Genomic DNA, 25,346 nt, shown 5'->3' with positions numbered 1-25,346 from the left:
AAAGAGACCCGAAGGTCTCTTTTTTCACACGGATTGCCCCTTAGAGGCTGGAAATCCGCGCATGTTGCTCCGCCAGCTTGCCCAAAGCCTGTTCGGCCTCGGCCAGCTTGGCGCGTTCCTTATCGATCACTTCAGCCGGTGCCTTGTCGACGAATGCCGCGTTGGACAGCTTGCCGCCCACCCGCGCCACTTCACCTTGCAGGCGCAGGATTTCCTTGTCGAGACGGGCCAGTTCCGCGCCCTTGTCGATCAAGCCGGCCATCGGCACCAGCACTTCCATCTCGCCGACCAGCGCGGTCGCTGACAGTGGCGCTTCGGCGCCATCCGCCAATACGGTGATCGATTCCAGCTTCGCCAGCTTCTTGAGCAGCGCATCGTTCTCGGTGAGACGACGCTGGTCTTCGGCGCTGGCGTTCTTCACGAATACCGCCAGTGGCTTGCCCGGGCCGATGTTCATTTCGGCGCGGATGTTGCGCGTGCCGAGCATCAGGGTCTTGAGCCATTCGATGTCGCTTTCGGCCGCCTCATCGATACGTGCTTCGTTGGCCACCGGCCAAGGTTGCAGCATGATGGTCTTGCCGTCTTTGCCGGCCAGCGGCGCGAGGCGCTGCCAGATTTCTTCGGTGATGAACGGCATGAACGGATGCGCCAGGCGCAGGGCGACTTCGAGCACGCGTACCAGGGTGTGACGGGTGCCGCGCTGACGTTCGATCGGCGCGTTTTCGTCCCACAGCACGGGCTTGGACAGTTCCAGGTACCAGTCGCAATACTGGTTCCAGATGAACTCGTACAAGGCCTGTGCGGCCAGGTCGAAACGGAACTGGTCGAGTTGACGGGTCACTTCGGCCTCGGTGCGCTGCAGCTGCGAGATGATCCAGCGGTCGGCCAGGCTAAGTTCGATGGCCTCGCCGTTCTGGCCGCAGTCTTCGCCTTTGTCCAGCACGTAGCGCGCGGCGTTCCAGATCTTGTTGCAGAAGTTGCGATAGCCTTCGACGCGGCCCATGTCGAACTTGATGTCGCGACCGGTGGACGCCAGCGAGCAGAAGGTGAAGCGCAGCGCATCGGTGCCGTAGCTGGCAATGCCGTCGGCGAATTCGTCGCGGGTCTGCTTCTCGATCTTCTTCGCCAGTTTCGGCTGCATCAGCCCCGAGGTGCGTTTCTGCACCAGGGTTTCCAGGTCGATGCCGTCGATGATGTCCAGTGGGTCGAGGACGTTGCCCTTGGACTTGGACATCTTCTGGCCCTGGCCATCCCGAACCAGGCCGTGCACGTACACGGTCTTGAACGGTACCTGCGGGGTGCCGTCCTCGTTCTTCACCAAATGCATGGTGAGCATGATCATCCGGGCAACCCAGAAGAAAATGATGTCGAAGCCGGTGACCAGCACGTCGGTGGAGTGGAATTTCTTCAGGAATTCGGTCTGCTGCGGCCAGCCCAGGGTGGAGAACGTCCACAGGCCCGAGCTGAACCAGGTGTCGAGTACGTCGTTGTCCTGTTGCAACGCCACGTCCGGGCCGAGATTGTGCTTGGCACGTACTTCGGCTTCGTCGCGGCCCACGTAGACCTTGCCCGACTCGTCGTACCAGGCCGGAATACGGTGGCCCCACCACAGCTGGCGGCTGATGCACCAATCCTGGATGTCGCGCATCCACGAGAAGTACATGTTTTCGTACTGCTTGGGCACGAACTGGATACGGCCGTCTTCCACGGCGGCAATCGCCGGCTCGGCCAGTGGCTTGGTGGACACGTACCACTGGTCGGTCAGCCACGGTTCGATCACGGTGCCGGAGCGGTCGCCCTTCGGCACTTTCAGGGCGTGGTCGTCGACGCTGACCAGCAGGCCTGCAGCGTCGAAGGCAGCAACGATCTGCTTGCGCGCTTCGAAACGGTCAAGGCCGGCGTATTCGGCCGGGATCTTGCCGTCGATGCTGTCGTTCAGCGTACCGTCCAGGTTGAACACCTGGCAGGCCGGCAGCACGGCGGCATTCTTGTCGAAGATATTCAACAACGGCAGGTTGTGGCGCTTGCCGACTTCGTAGTCGTTGAAATCGTGGGCCGGGGTGATTTTCACGCAGCCGGTGCCGAATTCAGGGTCGCAGTAATCGTCGGCGATGATCGGGATGCGGCGGCCTACCAGCGGCAACTCGACGAACTTGCCGATCAGTGCCTGGTAGCGCTCGTCGTTCGGGTTGACCGCGACGGCGGCGTCGCCAAGCATGGTTTCCGGACGGGTGGTGGCGACGATCAGGTAATCGTTGCCCTCAGCGGTTCTGGCGCCGTCGGCCAGCGGGTACTTGAGGTTCCACAGGAAACCTTTCTCGTCGTGGTTTTCCACTTCAAGGTCGGAAATCGCCGTGTGCAACTTGGTGTCCCAGTTGACCAGGCGCTTGCCGCGGTAGATCAGGCCGTCTTCATGCAGGCGCACGAAGGCTTCTTTCACCGATTCCGACAGGCCGTCATCCATGGTGAAGCGCTCGCGGCTCCAATCCACGGACGAGCCGAGGCGACGGATCTGACGGCTGATGTTGCCGCCGGACTGGTCTTTCCATTCCCAGATTTTTTCCAGGAATTTCTCGCGACCCAGATCGTGACGGTTCTGGCCAGTGGCTTCGAGTTGGCGCTCCACCAGCATCTGGGTGGCGATACCGGCGTGGTCGGTACCCGGCTGCCACAGGGTGTTGCGGCCCTGCATGCGGCGGAAACGGATCAACGCATCCATGATCGCATTGTTGAAGCCATGGCCCATGTGCAGGCTGCCAGTGACGTTCGGTGGCGGAATCATGATGGTGTAGGACTCGCCCGCGCCTTGCGGAGCGAAATAGTTCTCGGACTCCCAGGTGTTGTACCAGGAAGTTTCAATAGCGTGCGGCTGGTAGGTCTTATCCATGCGCGGCGGGACCCTAGTTGGCATATATTCAGGAAAGCCGGCAAGTATAACGGGGGATAGGGCGCAGGGCGAGGCGAAGGCGGGCTTAAGGTGCAGGCAATCAAATGTGGGAGGAGTTTGCCACCTCCCACAGGGGGTCTATGGACGGTTTAAGACTGGTACTGGCTGAGCAGCCGCTCCATCCGCGCATCCATCCGGCGCTTGATCTCGGTTTCGATATGGGGGGCAAAGTCGTCGATCACGTCTTGCATGATCAATTGCGCAGCGGCACGCAGTTCGTTGTCCAGGTGCAGCAGCAGGGCGTCGGGGCCCTTTTCAGCCGCAGCAGGGGCAGCGTCCACCACAACGGGGGCTTCGACAACCGGTTCCGGGGCGACCTGCTTGCCGCCGACCATGTCGAACAACAGCGGAATCTGTACCTCGCCATCGGCCTGTTCGGTCAATAGCGGCGGTTGCAAGTCATCATCACCCAGCAACTGACGGATCGACTCGAGGTCGTCCAGCAGGTGGTCATCTTTTTTTGTCGGGTTGGGAGTGTCCATCATGTACTCAAAGTCGTTGTAGCCGGTGATCTTGCAAAGGATAGCCCTGTTCGCGGTAGAAACGGAAACTCTCCCGCGCGGCCTGACGAATAGCCGGATCTTCCACCACCACTTCCGCCACACGGGCGAAGGCCTTGGCAAAAGGCGGTACTTTCAGGTCCAGGTTGACCAGCAGGTCCTGGTGATTGCCGCAACTGTCCCCCAAACCCAGGACAACCTGGCCTTCGGGTTCTGATTCTGCGGGGCCGTGGGGCACGAAGCTTTCGCCCTTGAAACGCCACAGGCGGGCGTCGAGCTCGTCGCGTTGGGCTGCATCGCTGCAATGCAGGTAGATGCGGTGGCCCATGCGCCAGGCTTTTTCGGTGAGTTTGCAGGCGAAGTCCAGGCGCGCGAGCGGATCGGCGCTGGGCAATATATAGAAGTCGACTTGGGTCATTGCGGTTCCTGGGCTGCCGCGCCTGCCGCCGTCATAATGTAGGAGCGAGCTTGCTCGCGAAGAACCTGAGAACAATGCGTTCATCCAAGATGAACGCGTTATCGTTGACGCTCTTCGCGAGCAAGCTCGCTCCTACAGTTGACCGCGGCAGGCAGTTGGGCAGGTGTTTAGGCTTTGGCGCGGTCCAGCAGGTATTGGGTCAGCAATGGCACCGGACGGCCGGTGGCGCCCTTGTCCTTGCCGCCGCTGGTCCAGGCCGTGCCGGCGATGTCCAGGTGCGCCCAGTTGAAGTTCTTGGCGAAGCGCGACAGGAAACACGCAGCCGTGATGGTGCCGGCTTTCGGGCCGCCGATGTTGGCGATGTCGGCGAACGGGCTGTCCAGCTGTTCCTGGTACTCATCGAACAGCGGCAGTTGCCAGGCGCGGTCGTCGGCGGCCTTGCCGGCGCTGAGCAGCTGCTCGATCAACTCGTCGTTATTGCCCAGCAGGCCCGAGGTGTGGGAACCCAGGGCAACGATGCAGGCGCCGGTCAGGGTGGCGATGTCGATCACGGCCTGTGGCTTGAAGCGCTCGGCGTAGGTCAGGGCATCGCACAGCACCAGGCGGCCTTCGGCGTCGGTGTTGAGGATTTCCACGGTCTGGCCGCTGAGGGTGGTGACGATGTCGCCCGGACGGGCCGCGCCGCCGCTCGGCATGTTTTCGGCGCAGGCCAGAATGCACACCAGGTTGATCGGCAGCTTCAGTTCCAGCACGGCGCGCAGGGTACCGAACACGCTGGCGGCGCCGCCCATGTCGTACTTCATCTCGTCCATGCCCAGGCCCGGCTTGAGGCTGATGCCGCCGGTGTCGAAGGTGATGCCTTTACCCACCAGGGCGTAAGGCTTCTCGGACTTCTTGCCGCCGTTGTATTGCATCACGATCAGGCGTGGCGGTTGGTCGCTGCCCTGGCCCACGGCATAGAACGAGCCCATGCCCAGTTCCTTGATCTTCTTCTCATCCAGGACTTCGACTTTCAGGCCCTTGAACTCTTTACCCAATGCCTTGGCCTGTTCGCCCAGGTAGGTCGGGTGGCAGATGTTCGGCGGCAGGTTGCCCAGGTCGCGGGTGAACGACATGCCATTGGCGATGGCCTGGGCGTGAGTCACGGCGCGCTCGACTTCAGCCTGGGCGGCCTTGATGGTCAGCAGGGTGATTTTCTTCAGGGCGCGGGGTTCGGTTTTCTGGCTCTTGAACTGATCAAAAATGTAGCCGCCGTCCACCAGGGTTTCGGCCAGCAGGCGGGTCTTGCCGTAGCTGTCACGGCCTTTTACGACGATTTCATCGAGTGCCAGTGCCGCATCGCTGCCGCCCAGGCCCTTGAGGGTGTTGAGGATGCCGCTGATGATCTTGCGGAACGGACGGTCGCCCAGTTCAGCGTCCTTGCCCACGCCCACCAGCAATACGCGGTCGGCTTTCAGGTTAGGCAGGCTTTGCAGCAGCAGGCTCTGGCCGACTTTGCCGGCCAGGTCGCCGCGCTTGAGAACCGCGCTGATCGCGCCGCCGCTGAGTTCGTCGAGCTGCCTGGCGGCTACGCCGAGCTTGCGGCCTTCGCCGATGGCGACCACGAGGGTGGCGGTTTTCAACGTTTCGGGGCTAACGCTTTTTACAACCAATTCCATTTTCGGGTCCCTTATATAAGGTCTGAGAGCCTGGCGTCTGTACGCAGGCTTTAAAGCGTGGCGGCTGTGTAAACCACCAGCGACAAAGGCCGCAGTTTGAACCTCGCCGACGGAGCCTGACAACCCTTTGTGCCTGCGCATGAGGTTGCGCAGTGACAGGCGCGGTCAATCACAGGATAATGCGCCATCTTTTTAGCCGGCCCGGTGCAAACGGGCTGACTCGGTATGCTTGCTTGTTTGGCCGCCTTAGCCTGACAACCCTGGAGTGTCTGGTTTGATCGTCTTCCGTTATCTGTCCCGCGAAGTCCTGTTGACCCTGAGTGCCGTGAGTGCGGTCCTGCTGGTCATCATCATGAGTGGTCGTTTCGTCAAATACCTGGCCCAGGCTGCCTCCGGCGCCCTGGACCCAGGCTCGCTGTTCCTGATCATGGGCTTTCGCCTGCCGGGATTCTTGCAACTGATCCTGCCGCTGGGCCTGTTCCTCGGCATCCTGCTGGCCTACGGCCGCTTGTACCTTGAAAGTGAAATGACCGTGCTCTCGGCCACCGGCATGAGCCAGCAGCGCCTGCTGGGCATGACCATGATTCCGGCGGCCGGCGTTGCGCTGATCGTGGCCTGGTTGAGCCTGAGCCTGGCTCCCCAGGGCGCGATGCAGTTCCAGTTGGTGCTGAACAAACAGGACGCGATGACCGAGTTCGACACCCTCGAGCCGGGCCGTTTCCAGGCACTCAATGATGGCTCGCGGGTGACTTACACGGAAACCTTGACCGACGACCGCGCCAACCTGGGCGGTGTGTTCATCTCCGAGAAACGGTTTGGCCAGGACAAGAAAGACCGGGGCATTTCCGTACTGGTGGCCGATTCGGGCCGCCAGGAAGTGCGTCCTGACGGCAGCCGCTACCTGATCCTGGAAAATGGCTATCGCTACGATGGCAGTCCAGGCATGGCCGACTATCGCGCGATCAAGTACGACACCTATGGCGTGATGCTGGCCCGCCCGGATATCAGCGACGAAGTCACCGACCGCGACGCGATCCCCACGGCGGACCTGCTCGGCAGCAAGGAACTGCGCTCCATCGCCGAGCTGCAATGGCGGATTTCCCTGCCGCTGCTGGTGTTTATCGTGACCCTGATGGCCGTGCCGCTGTCGCGCGTCAACCCGCGCCAGGGCCGTTTCCTCAAGCTGTTGCCGGCGATCCTGCTGTACATGGCTTACCTCACCATCCTGATTTCCGCCCGTGGCTCCCTGGAGAAAGGCAAGCTGTCGCCGGTCCTGGGCCTGTGGTGGGTGCACGGCATGTTCCTGTTGATCGGCCTGGGGCTGCTGTATTGGGAGCCTATCCGTTTGAAAATGATGAGCCGTCGTGGCCAGAAGGAGTTGGCTCGTGGCTAAGCTCGATCGCTACATTGGTAGCAGCGTCCTGATCGCCATCCTGGCGGTACTGGGCATTATCCTGGGTCTGGCCTCGTTGTTCGCCTTCATCGATGAAGTCGGCAACGTCAGCGACACCTATACCGTATGGGACGTGCTCGGCTACGTGGCACTCACCGCGCCGCGTCGTCTCTACGACATGATGCCGATGGCCGCGCTGATCGGTTGCCTGATCGGCCTGGGCAGCCTGGCCAGCAACAGCGAACTGACCATCATGCGCGCCGCCGGTGTGTCCATCGGGCGTATCGTCTGGGCGGTCATGAAGCCTATGTTGCTGCTGATGCTGTGCAGCGTGCTGATCGGTGAGTACGTAGCGCCGCCGGCCGAAACCACCGCCCAGGCCAATCGAGCCCTGGCCCAGGGCTCGGGCGATGCACAAAGCGCCAAGCATGGCCTGTGGCACCGCCAGGGTGATGAGTTCATCCACATCAACGCCGTGCAACCGGGCGGGCTGTTGATCGGTGTGACGCGCTATACGTTCGACAAGGAACGTCACATGCTGTCGTCCAGTTTCGCCAAACGCGCGCAGTACGGCGACGAAAAATGGCAACTGACCGACGTCACCACGACTTACTTCCGCAATGTCGGCCAAGGCACCAAGGCCAGCACCGAAGTGATCAATGTGCCGAGTGAAGAGTGGGATATCGCCCTCAAGCCGGAACTGCTCAATACGGTGGTGATGATCCCCGAAAGCCTGCCGATCTCCGGGTTGTGGGGCTATATCCACTACCTGAAGGATCAAGGCTTGAATAACGGTCGTTACTGGCTGGCATTTTGGGTCAAGGTGTTGCAGCCGGTGGTGACCGCCGCACTGGTGCTGATGGCGATCTCGTTCATCTTCGGTCCGTTGCGCTCCGTGACCCTCGGCCAGCGGGTATTCACTGGCGTGCTGGTCGGTTTCACCTTCCGCATCGCCCAGGATCTGCTCGGCCCGTCGAGCCTGGTGTTCGGGTTCTCGCCGCTGTTTGCAGTGCTGGTGCCGACGGCCATCTGCGCCCTGGCCGGGTTCTGGCTGCTGCGCCGGGCCGGCTGATACCGCACCGTTGGATAAAAAATGCCCCGCTCGGATGAGTGGGGCATTTTTGTTCTGGTCAGCAAAGATGACGCCCGGCCTGAGCATCAGGTACAATTCCCGGCTATTTTTCAGCGGGCAATCTGCCTGCAGCCTTTTTGAGTGTTGATCCGTGAGTGATTTGAGTCATATCCGCAATTTCTCCATCATCGCCCACATTGACCATGGTAAGTCGACGCTGGCCGATCGATTCATCCAGATGTGCGGCGGCCTTGCCGAGCGTGAAATGGAAGCCCAGGTGCTGGACTCCATGGACCTCGAACGCGAGCGCGGGATCACCATCAAGGCCCACAGCGTTACCCTGTACTACACCGCCAAAGACGGTATCAAGTACCAGTTGAACTTCATTGACACCCCGGGCCACGTGGACTTCACCTATGAAGTCAGCCGCTCCCTGGCGGCCTGCGAAGGTGCGCTGCTGGTGGTGGACGCGGGACAGGGTGTTGAAGCCCAGTCCGTGGCCAACTGCTACACCGCCATCGAGCAAGGCCTGGAAGTCATGCCGGTGCTGAACAAGATCGACCTGCCACAGGCCGATCCGGACCGCGTAAAAGAAGAAATCGAAAAAATCATCGGCATTGACGCCACCGACGCCGTCGAGTGCAGCGCCAAGACCGGCCTGGGCGTCGACGAAGTGCTCGAGCGCCTGGTCAAGACTATCCCGGCCCCCACCGGCAACTACGAAGATCCGCTGCAGGCGTTGATCATCGACTCCTGGTTCGACAACTACCTGGGGGTTGTCTCCCTGGTACGCGTGCGCCACGGCCGTGTGAAGAAGGGCGACAAGATCCTGGTCAAGTCCACCGGCAAGATCCACCTGGTGGACAGCGTCGGTGTATTCAACCCCAAGCACACCGCGACCACTGATCTGAAAGCCGGTGAAGTAGGTTTCATCATCGCCGGCATCAAGGACATTCATGGTGCGCCGGTGGGTGACACCCTGACCTTGAGCTCCACCCCTGACGTCGACGTGCTGCCGGGCTTCAAACGCATCCAGCCGCAGGTCTACGCCGGCCTGTTCCCGGTCAGCTCCGACGACTTCGAAGACTTCCGCGAAGCCCTGCAAAAGCTGACCCTCAACGACTCGTCGTTGCAGTACACCCCGGAAAGCTCCGACGCCCTGGGCTTCGGCTTCCGCTGCGGCTTCCTCGGCATGCTGCACATGGAAATCATCCAGGAGCGCCTTGAGCGCGAGTACGACCTGGACCTGATCACCACGGCGCCGACGGTTATTTTCGAGCTGCTGCTCAAAAACGGTGAAACGATTTACGTCGACAACCCGTCCAAGCTCCCAGACCTGTCTTCCATCGAAGACATGCGCGAGCCGATCGTGCGGGCCAATATCCTTGTGCCGCAGGAACACCTGGGCAACGTCATTACCCTGTGTATCGAAAAGCGTGGCGTGCAGCACGACATGCTGTTCCTCGGTACCCAGGTGCAAGTGACCTACGATTTGCCGATGAACGAAGTGGTCCTGGACTTCTTTGACCGTCTCAAATCCACCAGTCGCGGCTATGCTTCGCTGGATTACCATTTCGACCGTTACCAATCGGCTAATCTGGTGAAACTGGATGTGCTGATCAACGGCGACAAGGTCGATGCCCTGGCACTGATCGTGCACAAGGACAACGCGCACTACAAAGGTCGCCAGTTGACCGAGAAGATGAAAGAACTGATTCCGCGCCAGATGTTCGACGTCGCGATCCAGGCCGCCATTGGCGGGCAGATCATTGCGCGAACCTCCGTCAAGGCACTCAGAAAGAACGTACTGGCCAAATGCTACGGTGGCGACGTCAGCCGTAAGCGCAAGCTGCTTGAGAAGCAAAAGGCCGGTAAAAAACGCATGAAGCAAGTGGGCAACGTGGAAATTCCACAAGAAGCCTTCCTTGCGGTGCTCAGGTTGGATAGTTAGGTCCTATGTCGCTAAATTTCCCGCTGTTGCTGGTCATCGCCGTTGCCGTTTGCGGTCTCCTGGCGTTGCTCGATCTGGTGTTCTTCGCCCCGCGTCGGCGGGCGGCTATCGCGTCCTATCAGGGCAGCGTCAGCCAGCCCGATGGCATGGTGATCGAGAAGCTGAACAAAGAGCCCTTGCTGGTTGAATACGGCAAGTCGTTCTTCCCGGTGTTGTTCATCGTGCTGGTGCTGCGCTCGTTCCTGGTGGAACCGTTTCAGATCCCGTCGGGCTCGATGAAACCTACCCTGGACGTGGGCGATTTCATCCTGGTGAACAAGTTCTCCTACGGGATTCGCCTGCCGGTGATCGACAAGAAGGTCATCGAAGTCGGTGATCCGCAGCGCGGCGACGTGATGGTGTTCCGCTACCCGAGCGACCCGAACGTCAACTACATCAAGCGTGTGGTAGGCCTGCCGGGCGACGTGATTCGCTACACCAGCGACAAGCGCCTGTTCATCAACGGCGAGTCGGTGGCCGAGAAGCTGATCGGTTCCGAACCGAACAGCCTGGGCAGTGCCGAGCTGTACCAGGAAAAACTCGGTGCGGTAGAGCACGAAATCCGCAAGGAAATGAGCCGCTACCGTGCCATGCCTGATGGTGAGTGGAAAGTGCCGGCCGGGCACTACTTCATGATGGGCGACAACCGCGACAACTCCAATGACAGCCGTTACTGGGATGACCCGAGCATTCCCAAGGACCTGCTGGGCATGGTTCCCGACCAGAATATCGTCGGCAAGGCCTTTGCGGTCTGGATGAGCTGGCCGGAACCCAAGCTCAGCCACCTGCCGAACTTCTCGCGGGTCGGGCTGATCAAGTAATACAAGCGGCGCTGTGCACACAGCGCCGAATGCTTTTCTGGGGCCTGGACATTTCCCGTCCCCGTGCAATACCAACCAGGATTTGAATTTGAACACTGCGTCAATCGTCGATGGCCGCCGGTGCCACCACACAGATATGGGTAAACCGTGACCGTTTCTCTAAGTCGTCTCGAGCGCCAGCTCGGCTACACCTTCAAGGATCAGGAATTGATGGTCCTTGCCCTCACACACCGCAGCTTTGCAGGGCGTAACAACGAACGCCTGGAATTCCTCGGTGATGCCATCCTCAATTTCGTCGCCGGTGAAGCTCTGTTCGAGCGCTTTCCCCAAGCCCGTGAAGGCCAGCTGTCGCGTTTACGCGCACGCCTGGTAAAGGGCGAGACCCTGGCCGTACTGGCCCGTGGTTTTGGCCTGGGTGAGTACCTGCGCCTCGGCTCCGGTGAGTTGAAGAGCGGCGGGTTCCGCCGTGAGTCGATCCTGGCCGATGCGCTTGAGGCATTGATCGGCGCGATCTACCTCGATGCAGGCATGGAAGCGGCCAAGGAGCGCGTCACCGCGTGGCTGACCTCCGAGATCGAAAGCCTCACGCTGGTCGACACCAACAAGGATCCGAAGACCCGACTGCAGGAATTCCTGCAATCGCGCGGTTGCGACCTGCCACGCTACGAAGTGGTGGATATCCAGGGTGAGCCCCATTGCCGCGTGTTCTTCGTGGAATGTGAAATCACCTTACTGAATGAAAAAAGCCGAGGTCAGGGTGTGAGCCGTCGCATTGCCGAACAGGTAGCGGCCGCTGCAGCACTGATTGCCCTGGGCGTGGAGAATGGCCATGACTGATTCAACCGCAACACGCTGTGGCTATGTTGCCATCGTCGGCCGCCCGAACGTGGGCAAGTCCACGCTGCTGAACCATATCCTCGGCCAGAAGCTTGCAATCACCTCGCGCAAGCCGCAAACCACCCGCCACAACATGCTGGGCATCAAGACCGAAGGCAGCGTGCAAGCGGTCTACGTCGACACCCCGGGCATGCACAAGGGCGGCGAGAAAGCCCTTAATCGCTACATGAACAAGACGGCCTCGGCGGCGTTGAAAGACGTGGACGTGGTGATCTTCGTGGTCGACCGCACCAAGTGGACCGACGAAGACCAGATGGTTCTCGAGCGTGTGCAGTACGTCACCGGCCCTTTGATCGTCGCGTTGAACAAGACCGACCGCATCGAAGACAAAGCCGAGCTGATGCCGCACCTGAGCTGGCTGCAGGAGCAACTGCCGAACGCCCAGATCATGCCGATCTCGGCCCAGCACGGCCACAACCTCGAAGCCCTGGAGCGCGTGATCGCCGGCTACCTGCCGGAGAACGAGCACTTCTTCCCGGAAGACCAGATCACCGACCGCAGCAGCCGTTTCCTCGCCGCCGAACTGGTGCGTGAGAAAATCATGCGCCAGATGGGCGCCGAGCTGCCGTACCAGATCACCGTTGAAATCGAAGAGTTCAAGCAGCAGGGCAAGACCCTGCATATCCATGCGCTGATCCTCGTCGAACGTGACGGCCAGAAGAAAATCATCATCGGCGACAAGGGCGAGCGCATCAAACGCATCGGCACCGAAGCGCGCAAGGACATGGAATTGCTGTTCGATTCCAAGATCATGCTTAACCTGTGGGTGAAGGTTAAGGGTGGTTGGTCCGATGATGAGCGTGCGTTACGCTCCCTCGGCTACGGCGACCTGTAAAGACACCGCAGGGCAAAAAATGTGGGAGGGGGCTTGCCCCCGATAGCGGTGGATCAGTTAATAAATAAGTGACTGAGCCACCGCCATCGGGGGCAAGCCCCCTCCCACATTAGGTTTGTATTGTTTTCAAGATAGAGAACCCATGTCCCAATCCCCACCCACCAGCCAACTCGCCTACGTGCTGCACAGCCGCGCCTACCGCGAGACCAGCGCGCTGGTGGATTTCCTCACGCCCCAAGGCCGCCTGCGCGCGGTGTTGCGCAGCGCGCGGGGCAAGGCGGGGACATTGGCGCGACCTTTCGTGGCGTTGGACGTGGAGTTTCGCGGCAAGGGCGAGCTGAAAAACGTCGGCCGCCTGGAAAGCGTCGGCACGTCCGCCTGGCTCAATGGCGATGCACTGTTCAGCGGCCTCTACCTCAATGAACTGCTGATCCGCCTGTTGCCCGCCGAAGACCCGCACCCGGCGGTCTTCGATCACTATGCCGCCACCTTGCTGGCCCTGGCCGAGGGCCGCCCCCTGGAGCCGCTGTTGCGCGCCTTCGAATGGCGCCTGCTTGACGACCTGGGCTACGGCTTCGAACTGCACAACGACCTGCACGGCGACCCCATCGCCGCCGACGGCATGTATCGCCTGCAGGTGGATGCGGGTCTGGAGCGTGTGTACCTGCTGCAACCGGGGCTGTTCCAGGGCACCGAGCTGCTGGCCATGAGTGAAGCCGACTGGACTGCACCGGGCGCCTTGTCCGCCGCCAAGCGCTTGATGCGCCAGGCGCTGGCCGTGCACTTGGGTGGACGGCCGCTGGTCAGTCGCGAGTTGTTTCGAAAGCCCTGACATCCCCGTGTATGCTGTGCAGCGTTTCTTTCCCCTTTTCAGGAGCGCTTCCGTGACCACCAGCAATCGCATTCTTCTTGGCGTCAACATCGACCACGTCGCTACCCTGCGCCAGGCCCGGGGCACCCGTTACCCTGACCCGGTCAAGGCCGCGCTGGACGCCGAAGAAGCGGGCGCCGACGGCATCACCGTGCACCTGCGCGAAGACCGCCGCCACATCCAGGAGCGCGATGTGCTGCTGCTCAAGGACGTGCTGCAAACCCGCATGAACTTCGAGATGGGCGTCACCGAAGAAATGATGGCCTTCGCCGAGCGCATCCGTCCGGCGCACATCTGCCTGGTCCCGGAAACCCGCCAGGAACTGACCACCGAAGGCGGCCTCGACGTGGCCGGCCAGGAAGCGCGGATCAAGGCCGCCGTGGAGCGCCTGTCGAAGATCGGCAGCGAAGTCTCGCTGTTCATCGACGCCGACGAACGCCAGATCGAAGCGTCCCGCCGTGTCGGCGCGCCGGCCATCGAACTGCACACCGGCCGGTACGCCGACGCCACCACACCGACCGAAGTGGCGGATGAACTGCAGCGCATCATTGACGGTGTGAACTGCGGCCTTAATGAAGGCCTGATCGTCAATGCCGGCCACGGCCTGCACTACCACAACGTCGAAGCCGTGGCCGCGATCAAGGGCATCAACGAGCTGAACATCGGCCACGCGCTGGTGGCCCACGCGCTGTTCGTCGGTTTCAAAGGCGCGGTGGCCGAGATGAAAGCCCTGATCCTGGCGGCCGCCAAGCGCTGATCGCAGATCCGCGGCAATGCGAAGCCTTACTGTTTAGCCAATGCAGGTGTATCGTATCCGCCCTTTGCAGGCCCTGCGCCTGCGGCAGATACGTGAGGTTGTTGTGTCCCGATCCTTTTCCCGTCGACAAATCCTGGGTGGTCTTGCCGGCCTGGCCGTAGTGGGCGTCGGTGCCGGTGGCGCCTACCGCTACTGGCTGGGGAAAGTCGCCGAAGCCGAAGCGGGGCATGATTACGAACTGATCGCCGCGCCGCTCGACGTAGAACTGGTGCCGGGGCACAAGACCCAAGCCTGGGCCTTCGGCCCTTCGGCACCGGGCACCGAGTTGCGCGTGCGCCAGGGTGAGTGGCTGCGGGTGCGCTTTATCAACCACCTGCCGGTCGCCACCACGATCCACTGGCACGGCATCCGCCTGCCGCTGGAAATGGACGGCGTGCCCTACGTCTCGCAATTGCCGGTGCTGCCCGGCGAATACTTCGACTACACATTCCGCGTGCCCGACGCCGGCAGCTACTGGTACCACCCCCATGTGAACAGCAGCGAAGAACTCGGCCGCGGCCTGGTCGGCCCGCTGATTATCGAAGAACGCGAACCCACCGGGTTCAAGCACGAACGCACCCTGAGCCTGAAGAGCTGGCATGTGGACGAAGAGGGCGCCTTTGTCGCCTTCAGCATTCCCCGTGAGGCCGCGCGCGGGGGCACGGCCGGGCGGTTGTCGACGATCAATGGCGTATCCCAGGCGGTGATCGACCTGCCTGCCGGGCAGATCACCCGTGTGCGCCTGCTCAACCTCGACAACACCCTGACCTATCGCATCAACATCCCCGACGTCGAAGCGCAGATCTACGCCCTGGACGGCAACCCTGTCGAACCGCGCCCGCTGGGCAAGGAATACTGGCTGGGTCCGGGCATGCGCATCTGCCTCGCGATCAAGGCGCCGCCGGCGGGTGAAGAACTGTCGATCCGCAACGGCCCGGTGCGCCTGGGCACTTTCCGCTCAGTCGTCAACGCCGATGCACCGACCGAATGGCCCCCGGCATTGCCCGCCAACCCGATTGCCGAGCCGGACCTGGCCAATGCGGAGAAACTCAACTTCAATTTCGAGTGGGTCGGTTCAGTGTCGGTGAATGTCGATAATGGCAAGCCGCCGAGCCTGTGGCAGATCAACGGCCAGGCCTGGGACATCACCGACAAGACCTGCGCCGACCGCCCGATTGCCAAGCTGGAAAAAGGCAAGAGCTACATTTTCGAATTGAAGAACATGACCCAGTACCAGCACCCCATCCACCTGCACGGCATGAGCTTCAAGGTGATCGCCTCGAACCGCCACAAGGTGATCCCGTATTTCACCGACACTTACCTGCTGGGCAAGAACGAACGCGCCCGCGTGGCCTTGGTGGCGGATAACCCCGGGGTGTGGATGTTCCATTGCCATGTGATCGACCACATGGAAACCGGCCTGATGGCCGCCATCGAGGTGGCGTGATGCGCCAGTTTCGCCCCACGGCGATTATCGACCGCAGCCGCGATCAGGATTTCATGCGCGAAGCCCTGGCGCTTGCCGCCCAAGGCGCGGCGCTGGGCGAAGTGCCGGTGGGCGCGGTGCTGGTGCAGGACGGTGAAATCATCGGTCGCGGCTTCAACTGCCCGATCAGCGGCAATGACCCCAGCGCCCATGCCGAAATGGTCGCCATTCGCGCCGCTGCGCAGGCTGTCAGCAACTACCGCCTGCCGGGCAGTACGCTGTACGTGACCCTGGAACCGTGCAGCATGTGCGCCGGGCTGATCGTGCATTCGCGGATTGCGCGGGTGGTGTATGGCGCGCTTGAGCCGAAAGCGGGGATCGTGCAAAGCCAGGGGCAGTTTTTTACCCAAGGGTTTCTTAACCATCGGGTGTTGTTTGAAGGCGGGGTGCTGGCCGAGGAGTGCGGCACGGTGTTGAGCGAATTCTTCAAGGCCCGCCGAGCCAAGCCCCCGCTCTAAAGAACACTTCATTTTTTCAGGGAGCTTGGGGGCTTACTTTTTAGCGATGATCACCGCCCGCATCGGCGCCGGCAGCCCTTCAATCGTCTTGCAGTGATCCTGTGGATCGAGGAAGTCGCTGAGGGACTGATACTTCATCCACGCCGTCCCGCGCTGTTCCTCCACCGTGGTCACGCTCACATCCACGCACCTCACATCACTGAACCCGGCACGCCGCAGCCACAGCATCAACGCCGGCACTGAGGGCAGGAACCACACATTACGCATCTGCGCATAACGGTCTTCCGGCACCAGCACCTGTTGCTGGTCGCCTTCCACCACCAAGGTTTCCAGGACCAGTTCGCCGCCCTTGACCAAGGTGTCCTTCAGCGCCAGCAAATGCTCGATCGGCGAGCGGCGGTGATAGAACACCCCCATGGAAAACACCGTGTCGAAGCCTTCCAGGTTCGCCGGCAGGTCTTCAAACGGGAACGGTAGGTGCCAGGCCTTGGGTTCGGACAGGTAACGCTGTACGGCCTGGAACTGGCAGAAGAACAGCCAGTTCGGGTCGACGCCAATCACGCTGTCGGCCCCGGCGCCGAGCATGCGCCACATGTAGTAACCGTTGCCGCAACCGACATCGAGAATACGCTTGCCCTTCAGGTCCAGGTGCGGGGCCACACGCGACCACTTCCAGTCCGAGCGCCATTCGGTGTCCACATGCACGCCGAACAGGTGGAACGGGCCCTTGCGCCACGGGCTCAAGCCCATCAGCGCGGTGTGCATCTGCGCGCGGGTGGCGTCGTCGCAATCGGTGTCCAGCACCAGGCCATTGAGCAAGTCGACTTCACTGGGCTGGATCTTGGGCAGCGCGTCCAGGGCACTCTGCCAACGCTCCAGGTCGCCATGACCCTTTTCCATCTTGCTATCGAGCTGCGCTTGCAGGCCTTGGGCCCATACAGCCAGGGGGGTACCGACCAGATGGCGGGCGAGGGGGGACAGATCAATCATGGCAAGGCAATCAACGAGGCAAAGTTAAGACACTGGAACCACGGCACGACTTTCGAAAACCCGGCCGCCAGCAGGCGTTCGCGGTGTTCTTCGAGGCTGTCGGGCTTCATGACGTTTTCGATGGCGCTGCGCTTCTGGGCGATTTCCAGTTCGCTGTAGCCGTTGGCGCGTTTGAACGCGATATGCAGGTCGGTGAGCAGCGCATGTTCTTCCAGGTCGTTGAAGCGCAGCTTTTCCGAAAGGATCAGTGCGCCGCCGGGCAATAACGACTGGCGGATACGCCCGAGTAACGCCAGGCGCTCATCCGGGGCGATAAATTGCAGGGTGAAGTTCAACGCCACCACCGAGGCCGGTTGGAACTGCAGCGCGAGGATGTCGCCGTCGATCACCTCGACCGGCAGCAGCTCCTGGAACATCGAGTCCTGGCCATTGAGGTATTCGCGGCAGCGCTCGACCATGGCCGCCGAGTTATCCACCGCGATCACGCGGCAACCGTCGGTGCGCACATGACGGCGCAAGGCCTGGGTCACCGCTCCCAGGGACGAGCCCAGGTCGTAGAGCACGCTGTGTGGTTGGGCAAACTGCGCTGCAAGCACGCCGAGGTTTTCGACAATCGTCGGGTAACCGGGCACCGAACGCTTGATCATGTCCGGGAACACCCGCACCACGTCCTCGTTAAAGGCGAAGTCCGGCACCTGGGGCAGGGGCTGGGCGAATAGGCGATCGGGTTCTTTGCTCACGGTTGTTCCGGCGACGAAGGGGAAAGGCCGGCATTTTAGCCAAGTTGGCCCTCGTGTGCGCGGGTTGTCTGATGGAAAGCCGAGGCGGTGATGCCCCACTGTCCGAGCCAGTAGGTGACGATCAACAAATACGGCGCGGCGTCGAATGACAGCACAAACCGATTGATGCCGATCAGCGTGTCGGAAAACACAAACGACACCGCGCCCGCCGCCGCCAGCAGCGCCGAGCGTTTCGGTACATCGCTGCCCACACGTGCCAGCGCGCGCCAGAGCATGGCGCTGATCACCAGTGCGTAAATCACCACCGGTACCAGCAGTTCGCCAAGACCGTGGGAGATCAGGATGCCCAGCAGGATCGCGCCCACGCCCAGCGCCAACGCCAACGGCAGCAGCGCCAGACGGCGGCAGTCGCTGAAATAGGCTCTGAGATAGGCCAGGTGGGCACACAGGAAAGCGCCGAGGCCGAAGATAAACAGGTCGCCCGGCCAGGCCAGCAATACATCGCCGACCAGGGAAAAAATCAGCCCGAGGCTGATCCAGCGTCGATAGTCGGTCGGCGGCGCATCATGCAGCCAACCCAGCAGCGCCAGCACCGGCAGCGGCTTGACCAGCAGGCACAGCAACGTGGCATGGGTGCTCAGGCCGTAGATAAAGGTGCCTGCGCCCATCAACGCAAGAATCAGCCATGGCATATCAGTTCACCGTAATGGCGCAATCGAAGGTCTCTGCGGGCTCGGCTTCCGGTTCCCAGGGTTGCTGGGAGGTCAGGCGCAAACGACCCTGGCCGGCCGTGAATGCCTGGAAGCGCCAGGTGGACTGGCCGCCGCCGCCGATTACACCGGATTCCGAGCTGCTGTACACCTCGGGGCCCAGGGCCCGCAATACGCCGCCGGCGGAATCCTGGATGGCCCAGCGGTAGCCGGTGGTGGGGTTGCTCGGCAGGGTGAGGATCAGGTTTTGCCCGGTCTTGAGTTGCAGCGGGCAGGCGCTCTGGTTGTCCACGGTGACGTTTTGCTTCGGCGCACTGGCGCAGGCGGCGAGCAGGCAAAGGCTCAGGGGGAGAAGCAGGCGGGCGGCGATCATGGGGGCTCCGTTGTTTGGCGACGAAGACCGAGCATAACCGAAGATGAGACAAGGTGTGACAAGAGGGCTGCCGGGTGCCGTTTGTGGCGAGCAGGCTTGCCCTGCGCTGGGCTGCGAAGCAGCCCCTCTTAAAAAGACCCCCATTCTTTCTGAAAGAACAGGGTCGTCAGTTTCGGGGCTGCTGCGCAGCCCAACGCAGGGCAAGCCTGCTCACCACAGGGGCCCACTCGGGCTAATGAGGTATCAGAAGAGCACCTTCGCCACATCCGCAAAGCGCTTGGCAAAGTGCACGGTCATGCCCTCCTTCAGGTACTCCGGCAACTCTTCAAAACTGCCGCGATTGGGCTCCGGCAAAATCAGCTCGTGAATCTTCTGGCGGCGCGCCGCAATCACCTTCTCGCGTACCCCGCCAATCGGCAGCACATGCCCGGTCAACGTCAGTTCGCCGGTCATGGCCACGCCTTTTTTCGGCGCTTGATTGCGCGCCAGGGACAGCAGCGCGCTGGCCATGGTCACCCCGGCGCTCGGGCCGTCCTTCGGCGTGGCGCCTTCCGGTACGTGCAAGTGCACGAAGGCTTCGTCGAAGAACTTCGGATCGCCGCCAAACGACTTCAGGTTGGAGCTGATGTAGCTGTAGGCGATTTCGGCGGACTCTTTCATCACCTCACCCAGCTGCCCGGTGAGCTTGAAGCCGCGATTGAGGGTGTGGATACGGGTCGCCTCGATCGGCAGGGTCGCGCCACCCATGCTGGTCCAGGCCAGGCCGGTGATCACGCCGGTACCCGACAGCACCTGTTCGTTGCGGAACACCGGCATGCCGAGGGAGCTTTCCAGGTCCTTGTTGCCGATCTTGATCACCGAGTTCGGTTCGTCCAGCAGCTTGACCACCGCCTTGCGCACCAGTTTGCCCAGTTGTTTCTCCAGCTGGCGCACCCCGGCTTCACGGGCGTACCCGTCGATCAGTGCGCGCAGGGCGCCGTCACTGATGCTCAGGCTGTTTTTCGAAACGCCGGCTTTTTCCAGCTGTTTTGGCCACAGGTGGCGTTTGGCGATGGCGACTTTTTCTTCGGTGATATAGCCCGACAGGCGAATCACTTCCATACGGTCCAGCAGCGGGCCGGGAATCGAGTCCAGGGTGTTGGCGGTGCACACGAACAGCACCTTGGACAGGTCCAGGCGCAGGTCCAGGTAGTGGTCGAGGAATTCGACGTTCTGCTCCGGGTCGAGGGTTTCCAGGAGTGCCGAAGCCGGATCGCCCTGGAAGCTCTGGCCCATCTTGTCGATCTCGTCGAGCATGATCACCGGGTTCATCACTTCCACATCCTTGAGCGCCTGCACCAGCTTGCCCGGCAGGGCGCCGATGTAGGTGCGGCGATGGCCCTTGATCTCGGCCTCGTCGCGCATGCCGCCGACGCTGAAGCGATAGAACGGCCGCCCGAGGGACTCGGCGATGGACTTGCCCACGCTGGTCTTGCCCACGCCCGGCGGGCCCACCAGCAGCACGATGGAGCCAGCGACCTCGCCTTTATAGGCGCCCACCGCGAGGAACTCGAGGATGCGGCTCTTGATGTCATCCAGGCCGGCATGGTGCTTGTCCAGCACCTTGCGTGCGTGCTTGAGGTCGAGTTTGTCCTCGCCATACACGCCCCAGGGCACCGAGGTGGCCCAGTCCAGGTAATTGCGCGTGACGGCGTATTCCGGCGAGCCGGTTTCGAGGATCGACAGTTTGTTCAGTTCTTCATCGATACGTTTTTTCGCCTGGGCCGGCAGCACCTTGCCTTCCAGGCGTTGCTCGAACTGTTCGACGTCGGCGCTGCGGTCGTCCTTGGTCAGGCCCAGTTCCTGCTGGATGACCTTGAGCTGTTCCTTGAGGAAGAACTCGCGCTGGTGTTCGCCGATCTTGCGGTTCACCTCGGCGGAGAGTTCTTTTTGCAGGCGCGCGACTTCCACCTCCTTGCGCAGCATCGGCAGGACTTTTTCCATGCGCTTGAGCATCGGCACGCAGTCCAGCACTTCCTGCAGCTCATTGCCTGTGGCCGAGGTCAGCGCGGCGGCGAAGTCGGTGAGGGGCGACGGGTCGTTGGGGCTGAAGCGGTTGAGGTAGTTCTTCAGCTCTTCGCTGTACAGCGGGTTGAGCGGCAGCAGTTCCTTGATCGCATTGATCAGCGCCATGCCGTAGGCCTTGACCTCGTCGGTCGGCTCGCTCGGCTGGTGCGGGTATTCCACTTCCACCAGGTACGGTGGGCGGTGGTGCTTGAGCCAGGTCTTGATCCGCACGCGGGTCAGGCCCTGGGCGACGAATTGCAGCTTGCCGTTCTCGCGGCTGGCGTGGTGCACCTTCACCAGGGTGCCGTACAGCGGCAGGGCGGAGGTGTCGAAATGGCGTGGATCTTCCGGCGGCGTGTCCATGAAGAACAGGGCCAGGGAGTGATGGTCGGATTTGCTCACCAGCTCCAGGGTCTCGGCCCACGGCTCTTCGTTGACGATCACCGGCAGCACTTGCGCCGGGAAGAACGGCCGATTGTGGATCGGGATGATGTAGACCTTGTCCGGCAGGTTTTGCCCAGGCAGGGCCAGGCCGGTATTGGACGAAGGGGTTTCAGCGTTTTCGGGGTCGGCGTAATCGTTGAGGTCGTAATCAGGGAATTCTTGCTGGTCGCTCATGGGGCACCTGCATAAGGAAGTATGCAGCTTAGATGGGGCGGGGCAGCAGTGGTTTCAATGGTGGGGGTGAGATAGCAACATATTGCAGGAAATTACTGCGGCGACATTGGTCAATATGGGTCAGCTGATTTTGTGGAGGTAGGTGGGGAGTGGCTGTTCTGGCAGCACCGAGAGCACTTTCAGGCGCTGCAACATCCGCTGCCGCGCCCGCTGCAAATGCTCGCGCAGGTTCAACGCCGCCGCATCGAATGCGCCATGCAGCAGCAGCTCCAGAATCAATCGATGTTCGGCAAGCATCGCCGGATCAGCGCCGATCCCCAGCAATCGGTAAAAAATCCGGCTGATGATCATCGGGCTCTGGCCCTGGCGAATCAGCGCGGCAATCTTGCGGTTTTGCAGGCCGGCCAGGCAGTGCTGGTGCAGGTCCTCTTCGATCTGCTCGATGGCTTCCAGGCTGCACTGGGGGCTGTCCTGGGCATCCAGCACGCGCTGCAGCATGGCTTCCAGCATGTCGCGGTCGAGGTTCGGGGCACTCTGGCGCAGGGCTTCGGGTTCCAGGCAGGCGCGCAGTTCGTAATCTTCGGTGACTTCCCGCGCGGTCAAGGGCCCCGCCAGCCATTGGGAATAGGGCTCTTTTTCCACCAGGCCGCGGTCGCGCAGGCGCATCAGCGCTTCACGCACCACCGCGCGGCTGACGCCGTAGTGGTCGGCGGCGGCTTGCTCATCCAGGCGGTAATGGCCAAAGGCGATACAGGTGGACAGCGCCGCGCCGATTTCCTCGACGATGCGCTCGCCCAGCGGCCGGGTGTCCACCAGTTCGGCTTCGCCATTGAGGCCCAGGTGCCCATGGCTCAAGGGCAGGCGCAACGGCTCCATGGCCAGGCCGTCGGGGTTGATCAGGTAGCCCCGGCCGTTGAAACGGCAGATCAAGCCCTCAGCGTGCAGCAGGTCCAGCGCCTTGCGCACCGGCACGCGGCTGGTGCCGAACAGCTCGGCCAGGGGCGCTTCCAGCAATACCAGGCCATGGCGGGCGGTGCCATTGACGATCGCGTCGCGCAACACCTGGTGAATCATCGCGTAACGGGAGGCCGAGGCGGACACTGCTTTCATCGATTTCTCAAAGGCATGTAGGACGATGGCCGGGGATTCTCTCATAAGTTGCGCCTGTCACTCTGCGCCACGTCGGTGGCACTTTTTTGGGGCCTTGAATGTAGGAATGTTACTTTTCTGCACCAAAATGTACTTATTAATAAAAGATACATTATTTCATTGAGGACGCTTCGTAACCGTGGCGCAAGATTTTTTTCCATCGATCAACACCATCTATCCTGTAGCTCTGGGTAAGAATGCGTAATCGCGCCAAGAGCGCTACGCAGAGACTGGCACGAAAGCTGCCTTTGTAAAATGTACATTTTATTAATATGTACGTTTTATGAGGTTTCCCTGATGTCAGACGCCACTTCACTGGCCGAGGATTTCGCCAGCGGTCGCAGCGACCCGGTGCAAGTCCTTGAGCAGGCACTCGATCAAGCGAGCCGCTCGACCAGCGTATTTATTGCCCTGACCGCCGAGCGCGCCCGCCGTGAAGCCGAAGCGTCCGCCGCCCGGTGGCGTGCCGGCCAGCCCTTGAGCGTGTTCGATGGCGTGCCCCTGGCCTGGAAAGACCTGTTCGACGTAGCCGGCAGCATCACCACCGCCGGCGCCGCTTACCGCCGTACTGCGCCCGCCGCGTTGCTCGACGCCCCCAGCGTTGGCCTGTTGTGCCGTGCCGGGATGGTCAGCGTCGGCAAGACCAACCTCAGCGAACTCGCCTATTCCGGTTTGGGTCTGAACCCGCATTTCGGCACGCCGCACAATCCCCATGACACGGACCAGGCGCGCATTCCCGGCGGCTCGTCGTCCGGGTCGGCGGTGGCGGTTGCGGCCGGTATCGTGCCGATCGCCATGGGCACCGACACCGCAGGCTCCATCCGCATTCCGGCAGCGCTCAACGGCCTGGTGGGGTACCGCAGCAGCAGCCGACGCTACAGCCGCGACGGTGTGTTTCCCCTGGCCCGTTCCCTCGACAGCCTTGGCCCGTTGACCCGCAGCGTGCGCGATGCCTTGGCCATCGACGACCTGCTCCATGGCCGTGCCCGGCAGCACAGTGCCCGTCGCCTGAAAGGGCAGCGTTTTGTGTTGGAACAGGGTGTGCTGGCTGACGTGGAGCCTGCCGTGCGCAACAACCTGCTGCGCGCCGTTGAGCGACTGAAGGCGGACGGTGCGCTGATTGAAGAGCGTGAAAGCACCCCGTTCCAGGCCACCCTGGACCTGATCAAGCACCAAGGCTGGCTCGGCGCGTTCGAAGCCTTCGCCCTGCACCAGGACCTGCTCGACAGTGCTGACGCCGAACACCTCGACCCCCGTGTGCGCCGCCGCCTTGAAGCCGCGCGCGCATTGCCGGCCAGCCAGTTGATCCACCTGACCGACGCACGCCGTCGCCTGCAACAGCAACTGCTCGACGCGCTTGACGGCGCGATCCTGATCACCCCCACCGTCGCCCATGTCGCCCCGGCGTTGGCACCGCTTGAGGCCGACGACGAACTGTTCGTCAAAACCAACCTCGCCACCCTGCGCCTGACCATGCCCGGCAGCTTTCTCGACATGCCAGGCGTCAGCTTACCCAGTGGCCGCGATGCCCAGGGCCTGCCCACCGGGCTGCTGCTGAGCGCCCCGAGCGGAGAAGACGCGCGGCTGTTGCGTGCGGCCTTGTCCGTCGAGTCCGTACTTAACTTTTAAGGAGACACACCATGGCTAAAGACATCCTCTGTGCATTTGGCGTCGACGTCGACGCCGTCGCCGGCTGGCTCGGTTCCTATGGCGGCGAAGACTCGCCCGACGACATCTCCCGCGGCCTGTTCGCCGGTGAAATCGGTGCGCCGCGCCTGCTCAAACTGTTCGAGCGCTACGGCCTGCGCACCACCTGGTTTATCCCCGGCCACTCGATGGAAACCTTCCCCGAGCAGATGAAGGCCGTGGCCGACGCCGGCCACGAAATCGGCGTGCATGGCTACAGCCACGAAAACCCGATTGCGATGACCGCCGAGCAGGAAGAAATCGTCCTCGATAAATCCATCGAGTTGATCACCCAAGTCACCGGCAAACGCCCCACCGGCTACGTCGCGCCGTGGTGGGAATTCAGCAAGGTCACCAACGAGCTGTTGCTGAAAAAAGGCATCAAGTACGACCACAGCCTGATGCACAACGACTTCCATCCCTACTACGTGCGCAAGGGCGACAGCTGGACCAAGATCGACTACAGCCAGCACCCCGACACCTGGATGAAACCCCTGGTGCGCGGCGAAGAAACCGATCTGGTGGAGATCCCGGCCAACTGGTACCTCGACGACCTGCCGCCGATGATGTTCATCAAGAAAGCCCCCAACAGCCACGGCTTCGTCAACCCGCGCCACCTCGAAGAAATGTGGCGCGACCAGTTCGACTGGGTCTACCGCGAGCACGAACACGCGGTATTCACCATGACCATCCATCCCGACGTGTCCGGCCGCCCGCAAGTGCTGCTGATGCTTGAACGCTTGATCGAACACATCCAGAGCCATGCCGGCGTGCGCTTCGTCACCTTCGACGAAATCGCCGACGACTTTATCCGCCGCCAACCGCGTACCTGATCCCAACCCTGTAGGAGCGAGCTTGCTCGCGAAAAGCCTGAGAGCACCGCGTGCATTCA

Annotated in this window: 22 protein-coding genes; 12 read left to right on the top strand and 10 right to left on the bottom strand. The window is 61.8% G+C overall.

Features of this window, described 5'->3' with window-relative positions:
• Window positions 1-40: 40 nt before the first annotated feature.
• From PspCFBP13509_RS02685 to PspCFBP13509_RS02670, 4 genes are all read right to left on the bottom strand, one after another.
• Window positions 41-2,887, bottom strand: coding sequence for a valine--tRNA ligase (locus tag PspCFBP13509_RS02685; protein ID WP_074843998.1), 2,847 nt, complete (start codon window positions 2,885-2,887; stop codon window positions 41-43).
• A 149-nt stretch (window positions 2,888-3,036) separates the two neighbouring features.
• Window positions 3,037-3,429, bottom strand: a complete 393-nt coding sequence (locus tag PspCFBP13509_RS02680) for a DNA polymerase III subunit chi (RefSeq protein ID WP_065924183.1) — start codon at window positions 3,427-3,429, stop codon at window positions 3,037-3,039.
• A 7-nt stretch (window positions 3,430-3,436) separates the two neighbouring features.
• On the bottom strand, window positions 3,437-3,865 hold the full coding sequence (locus tag PspCFBP13509_RS02675; protein WP_027604668.1) for a DNA polymerase III subunit chi: 429 nt from the start codon (window positions 3,863-3,865) through the stop codon (window positions 3,437-3,439).
• Window positions 3,866-4,032: 167 nt separating this feature from the next.
• Window positions 4,033-5,523: a leucyl aminopeptidase gene (locus tag PspCFBP13509_RS02670; protein ID WP_065924182.1), complete on the bottom strand. Its 1,491-nt coding sequence runs from the start codon at window positions 5,521-5,523 to the stop codon at window positions 4,033-4,035.
• Between the two features lie 274 nt (window positions 5,524-5,797).
• Between PspCFBP13509_RS02670 and lptF the strand changes: the two genes are divergently transcribed.
• The 10 genes from lptF to tadA all read left to right on the top strand — a co-directional run bounded on the left by lptF (window position 5,798) and on the right by tadA (window position 16,142).
• Window positions 5,798-6,916: an LPS export ABC transporter permease LptF gene (lptF, locus tag PspCFBP13509_RS02665; RefSeq protein ID WP_065924181.1), complete on the top strand. Its 1,119-nt coding sequence runs from the start codon at window positions 5,798-5,800 to the stop codon at window positions 6,914-6,916.
• Window positions 6,909-7,988, top strand: a complete 1,080-nt coding sequence (gene lptG, locus PspCFBP13509_RS02660; protein WP_065924180.1) for an LPS export ABC transporter permease LptG — start codon at window positions 6,909-6,911, stop codon at window positions 7,986-7,988. Before lptF ends, lptG begins: the two co-directional genes overlap by 8 nt.
• Before the next feature lie 151 nt (window positions 7,989-8,139).
• Window positions 8,140-9,939, top strand: coding sequence for a translation elongation factor 4 (lepA, locus tag PspCFBP13509_RS02655; protein WP_027604664.1), 1,800 nt, complete (start codon window positions 8,140-8,142; stop codon window positions 9,937-9,939).
• A 5-nt stretch (window positions 9,940-9,944) separates the two neighbouring features.
• Window positions 9,945-10,799 carry a signal peptidase I gene (gene lepB, locus PspCFBP13509_RS02650; RefSeq protein ID WP_027604663.1) on the top strand — a complete coding sequence of 285 codons (855 nt, stop codon included), beginning with the start codon at window positions 9,945-9,947 and terminating at the stop codon, window positions 10,797-10,799.
• 147 nt (window positions 10,800-10,946) lie between these two features.
• Window positions 10,947-11,636 carry a ribonuclease III gene (gene rnc / locus PspCFBP13509_RS02645; protein ID WP_027604662.1) on the top strand — a complete coding sequence of 230 codons (690 nt, stop codon included), beginning with the start codon at window positions 10,947-10,949 and terminating at the stop codon, window positions 11,634-11,636.
• Window positions 11,629-12,531 carry a GTPase Era gene (gene era / locus PspCFBP13509_RS02640; protein WP_027604661.1) on the top strand — a complete coding sequence of 301 codons (903 nt, stop codon included), beginning with the start codon at window positions 11,629-11,631 and terminating at the stop codon, window positions 12,529-12,531. Before rnc ends, era begins: the two co-directional genes overlap by 8 nt.
• Before the next feature lie 142 nt (window positions 12,532-12,673).
• Complete coding sequence (recO, locus tag PspCFBP13509_RS02635; RefSeq protein ID WP_092356244.1) at window positions 12,674-13,363, top strand: DNA repair protein RecO; 690 nt, start codon at window positions 12,674-12,676, stop codon at window positions 13,361-13,363.
• Between the two features lie 52 nt (window positions 13,364-13,415).
• Complete coding sequence (pdxJ, locus tag PspCFBP13509_RS02630) at window positions 13,416-14,159, top strand: pyridoxine 5'-phosphate synthase (protein WP_027604659.1); 744 nt, start codon at window positions 13,416-13,418, stop codon at window positions 14,157-14,159.
• Window positions 14,160-14,262: 103 nt separating this feature from the next.
• A complete protein-coding gene (locus PspCFBP13509_RS02625; protein WP_137211518.1) occupies window positions 14,263-15,645 on the top strand; it encodes a multicopper oxidase family protein in 1,383 nt (460 codons plus the stop codon).
• Complete coding sequence (gene tadA, locus PspCFBP13509_RS02620; protein WP_053133694.1) at window positions 15,645-16,142, top strand: tRNA adenosine(34) deaminase TadA; 498 nt, start codon at window positions 15,645-15,647, stop codon at window positions 16,140-16,142. The genes PspCFBP13509_RS02625 and tadA overlap by 1 nt, the downstream gene beginning before the upstream one ends.
• Before the next feature lie 33 nt (window positions 16,143-16,175).
• Here tadA and cmoB read toward each other — a convergent pair whose 3' ends face one another.
• From cmoB to PspCFBP13509_RS02590, 6 genes are all read right to left on the bottom strand, one after another.
• Complete coding sequence (gene cmoB / locus PspCFBP13509_RS02615; RefSeq protein WP_065926594.1) at window positions 16,176-17,132, bottom strand: tRNA 5-methoxyuridine(34)/uridine 5-oxyacetic acid(34) synthase CmoB; 957 nt, start codon at window positions 17,130-17,132, stop codon at window positions 16,176-16,178.
• On the bottom strand, window positions 17,129-17,872 hold the full coding sequence (gene cmoA, locus PspCFBP13509_RS02610; RefSeq protein ID WP_065926593.1) for a carboxy-S-adenosyl-L-methionine synthase CmoA: 744 nt from the start codon (window positions 17,870-17,872) through the stop codon (window positions 17,129-17,131). Before cmoA ends, cmoB begins: the two co-directional genes overlap by 4 nt.
• Window positions 17,873-17,907: 35 nt before the next feature.
• Window positions 17,908-18,564 (bottom strand): lysoplasmalogenase, encoded by a 657-nt coding sequence (locus PspCFBP13509_RS02605; RefSeq protein WP_065926592.1) that lies wholly within the window; start codon window positions 18,562-18,564, stop codon window positions 17,908-17,910.
• A gap of 1 nt (window position 18,565) precedes the next feature.
• Window positions 18,566-18,955 carry a protease inhibitor I42 family protein gene (locus tag PspCFBP13509_RS02600; protein WP_065926591.1) on the bottom strand — a complete coding sequence of 130 codons (390 nt, stop codon included), beginning with the start codon at window positions 18,953-18,955 and terminating at the stop codon, window positions 18,566-18,568.
• A 243-nt stretch (window positions 18,956-19,198) separates the two neighbouring features.
• Window positions 19,199-21,619, bottom strand: coding sequence for an endopeptidase La (gene lon / locus PspCFBP13509_RS02595; RefSeq protein WP_065926590.1), 2,421 nt, complete (start codon window positions 21,617-21,619; stop codon window positions 19,199-19,201).
• A gap of 120 nt (window positions 21,620-21,739) precedes the next feature.
• A complete protein-coding gene (locus PspCFBP13509_RS02590) occupies window positions 21,740-22,729 on the bottom strand; it encodes a GntR family transcriptional regulator (protein ID WP_137211517.1) in 990 nt (329 codons plus the stop codon).
• Window positions 22,730-23,065: 336 nt separating this feature from the next.
• Here PspCFBP13509_RS02590 and PspCFBP13509_RS02585 point away from each other — a divergent pair, with 336 nt between their 5' ends.
• Both PspCFBP13509_RS02585 and PspCFBP13509_RS02580 read left to right on the top strand, forming a co-directional pair.
• Window positions 23,066-24,397, top strand: coding sequence for an amidase (locus PspCFBP13509_RS02585; RefSeq protein WP_137211516.1), 1,332 nt, complete (start codon window positions 23,066-23,068; stop codon window positions 24,395-24,397).
• An 11-nt stretch (window positions 24,398-24,408) separates the two neighbouring features.
• Window positions 24,409-25,287: a polysaccharide deacetylase family protein gene (locus PspCFBP13509_RS02580; RefSeq protein ID WP_003234086.1), complete on the top strand. Its 879-nt coding sequence runs from the start codon at window positions 24,409-24,411 to the stop codon at window positions 25,285-25,287.
• Window positions 25,288-25,346 lie beyond the last annotated feature (59 nt).

This window comes from Pseudomonas sp. CFBP13509, assembly GCF_005233485.1.
In the GTDB taxonomy this organism is placed as follows: domain Bacteria; phylum Pseudomonadota; class Gammaproteobacteria; order Pseudomonadales; family Pseudomonadaceae; genus Aquipseudomonas; species Aquipseudomonas marginalis.
This window is presented reverse-complemented; position numbering and strand designations above follow the sequence as displayed.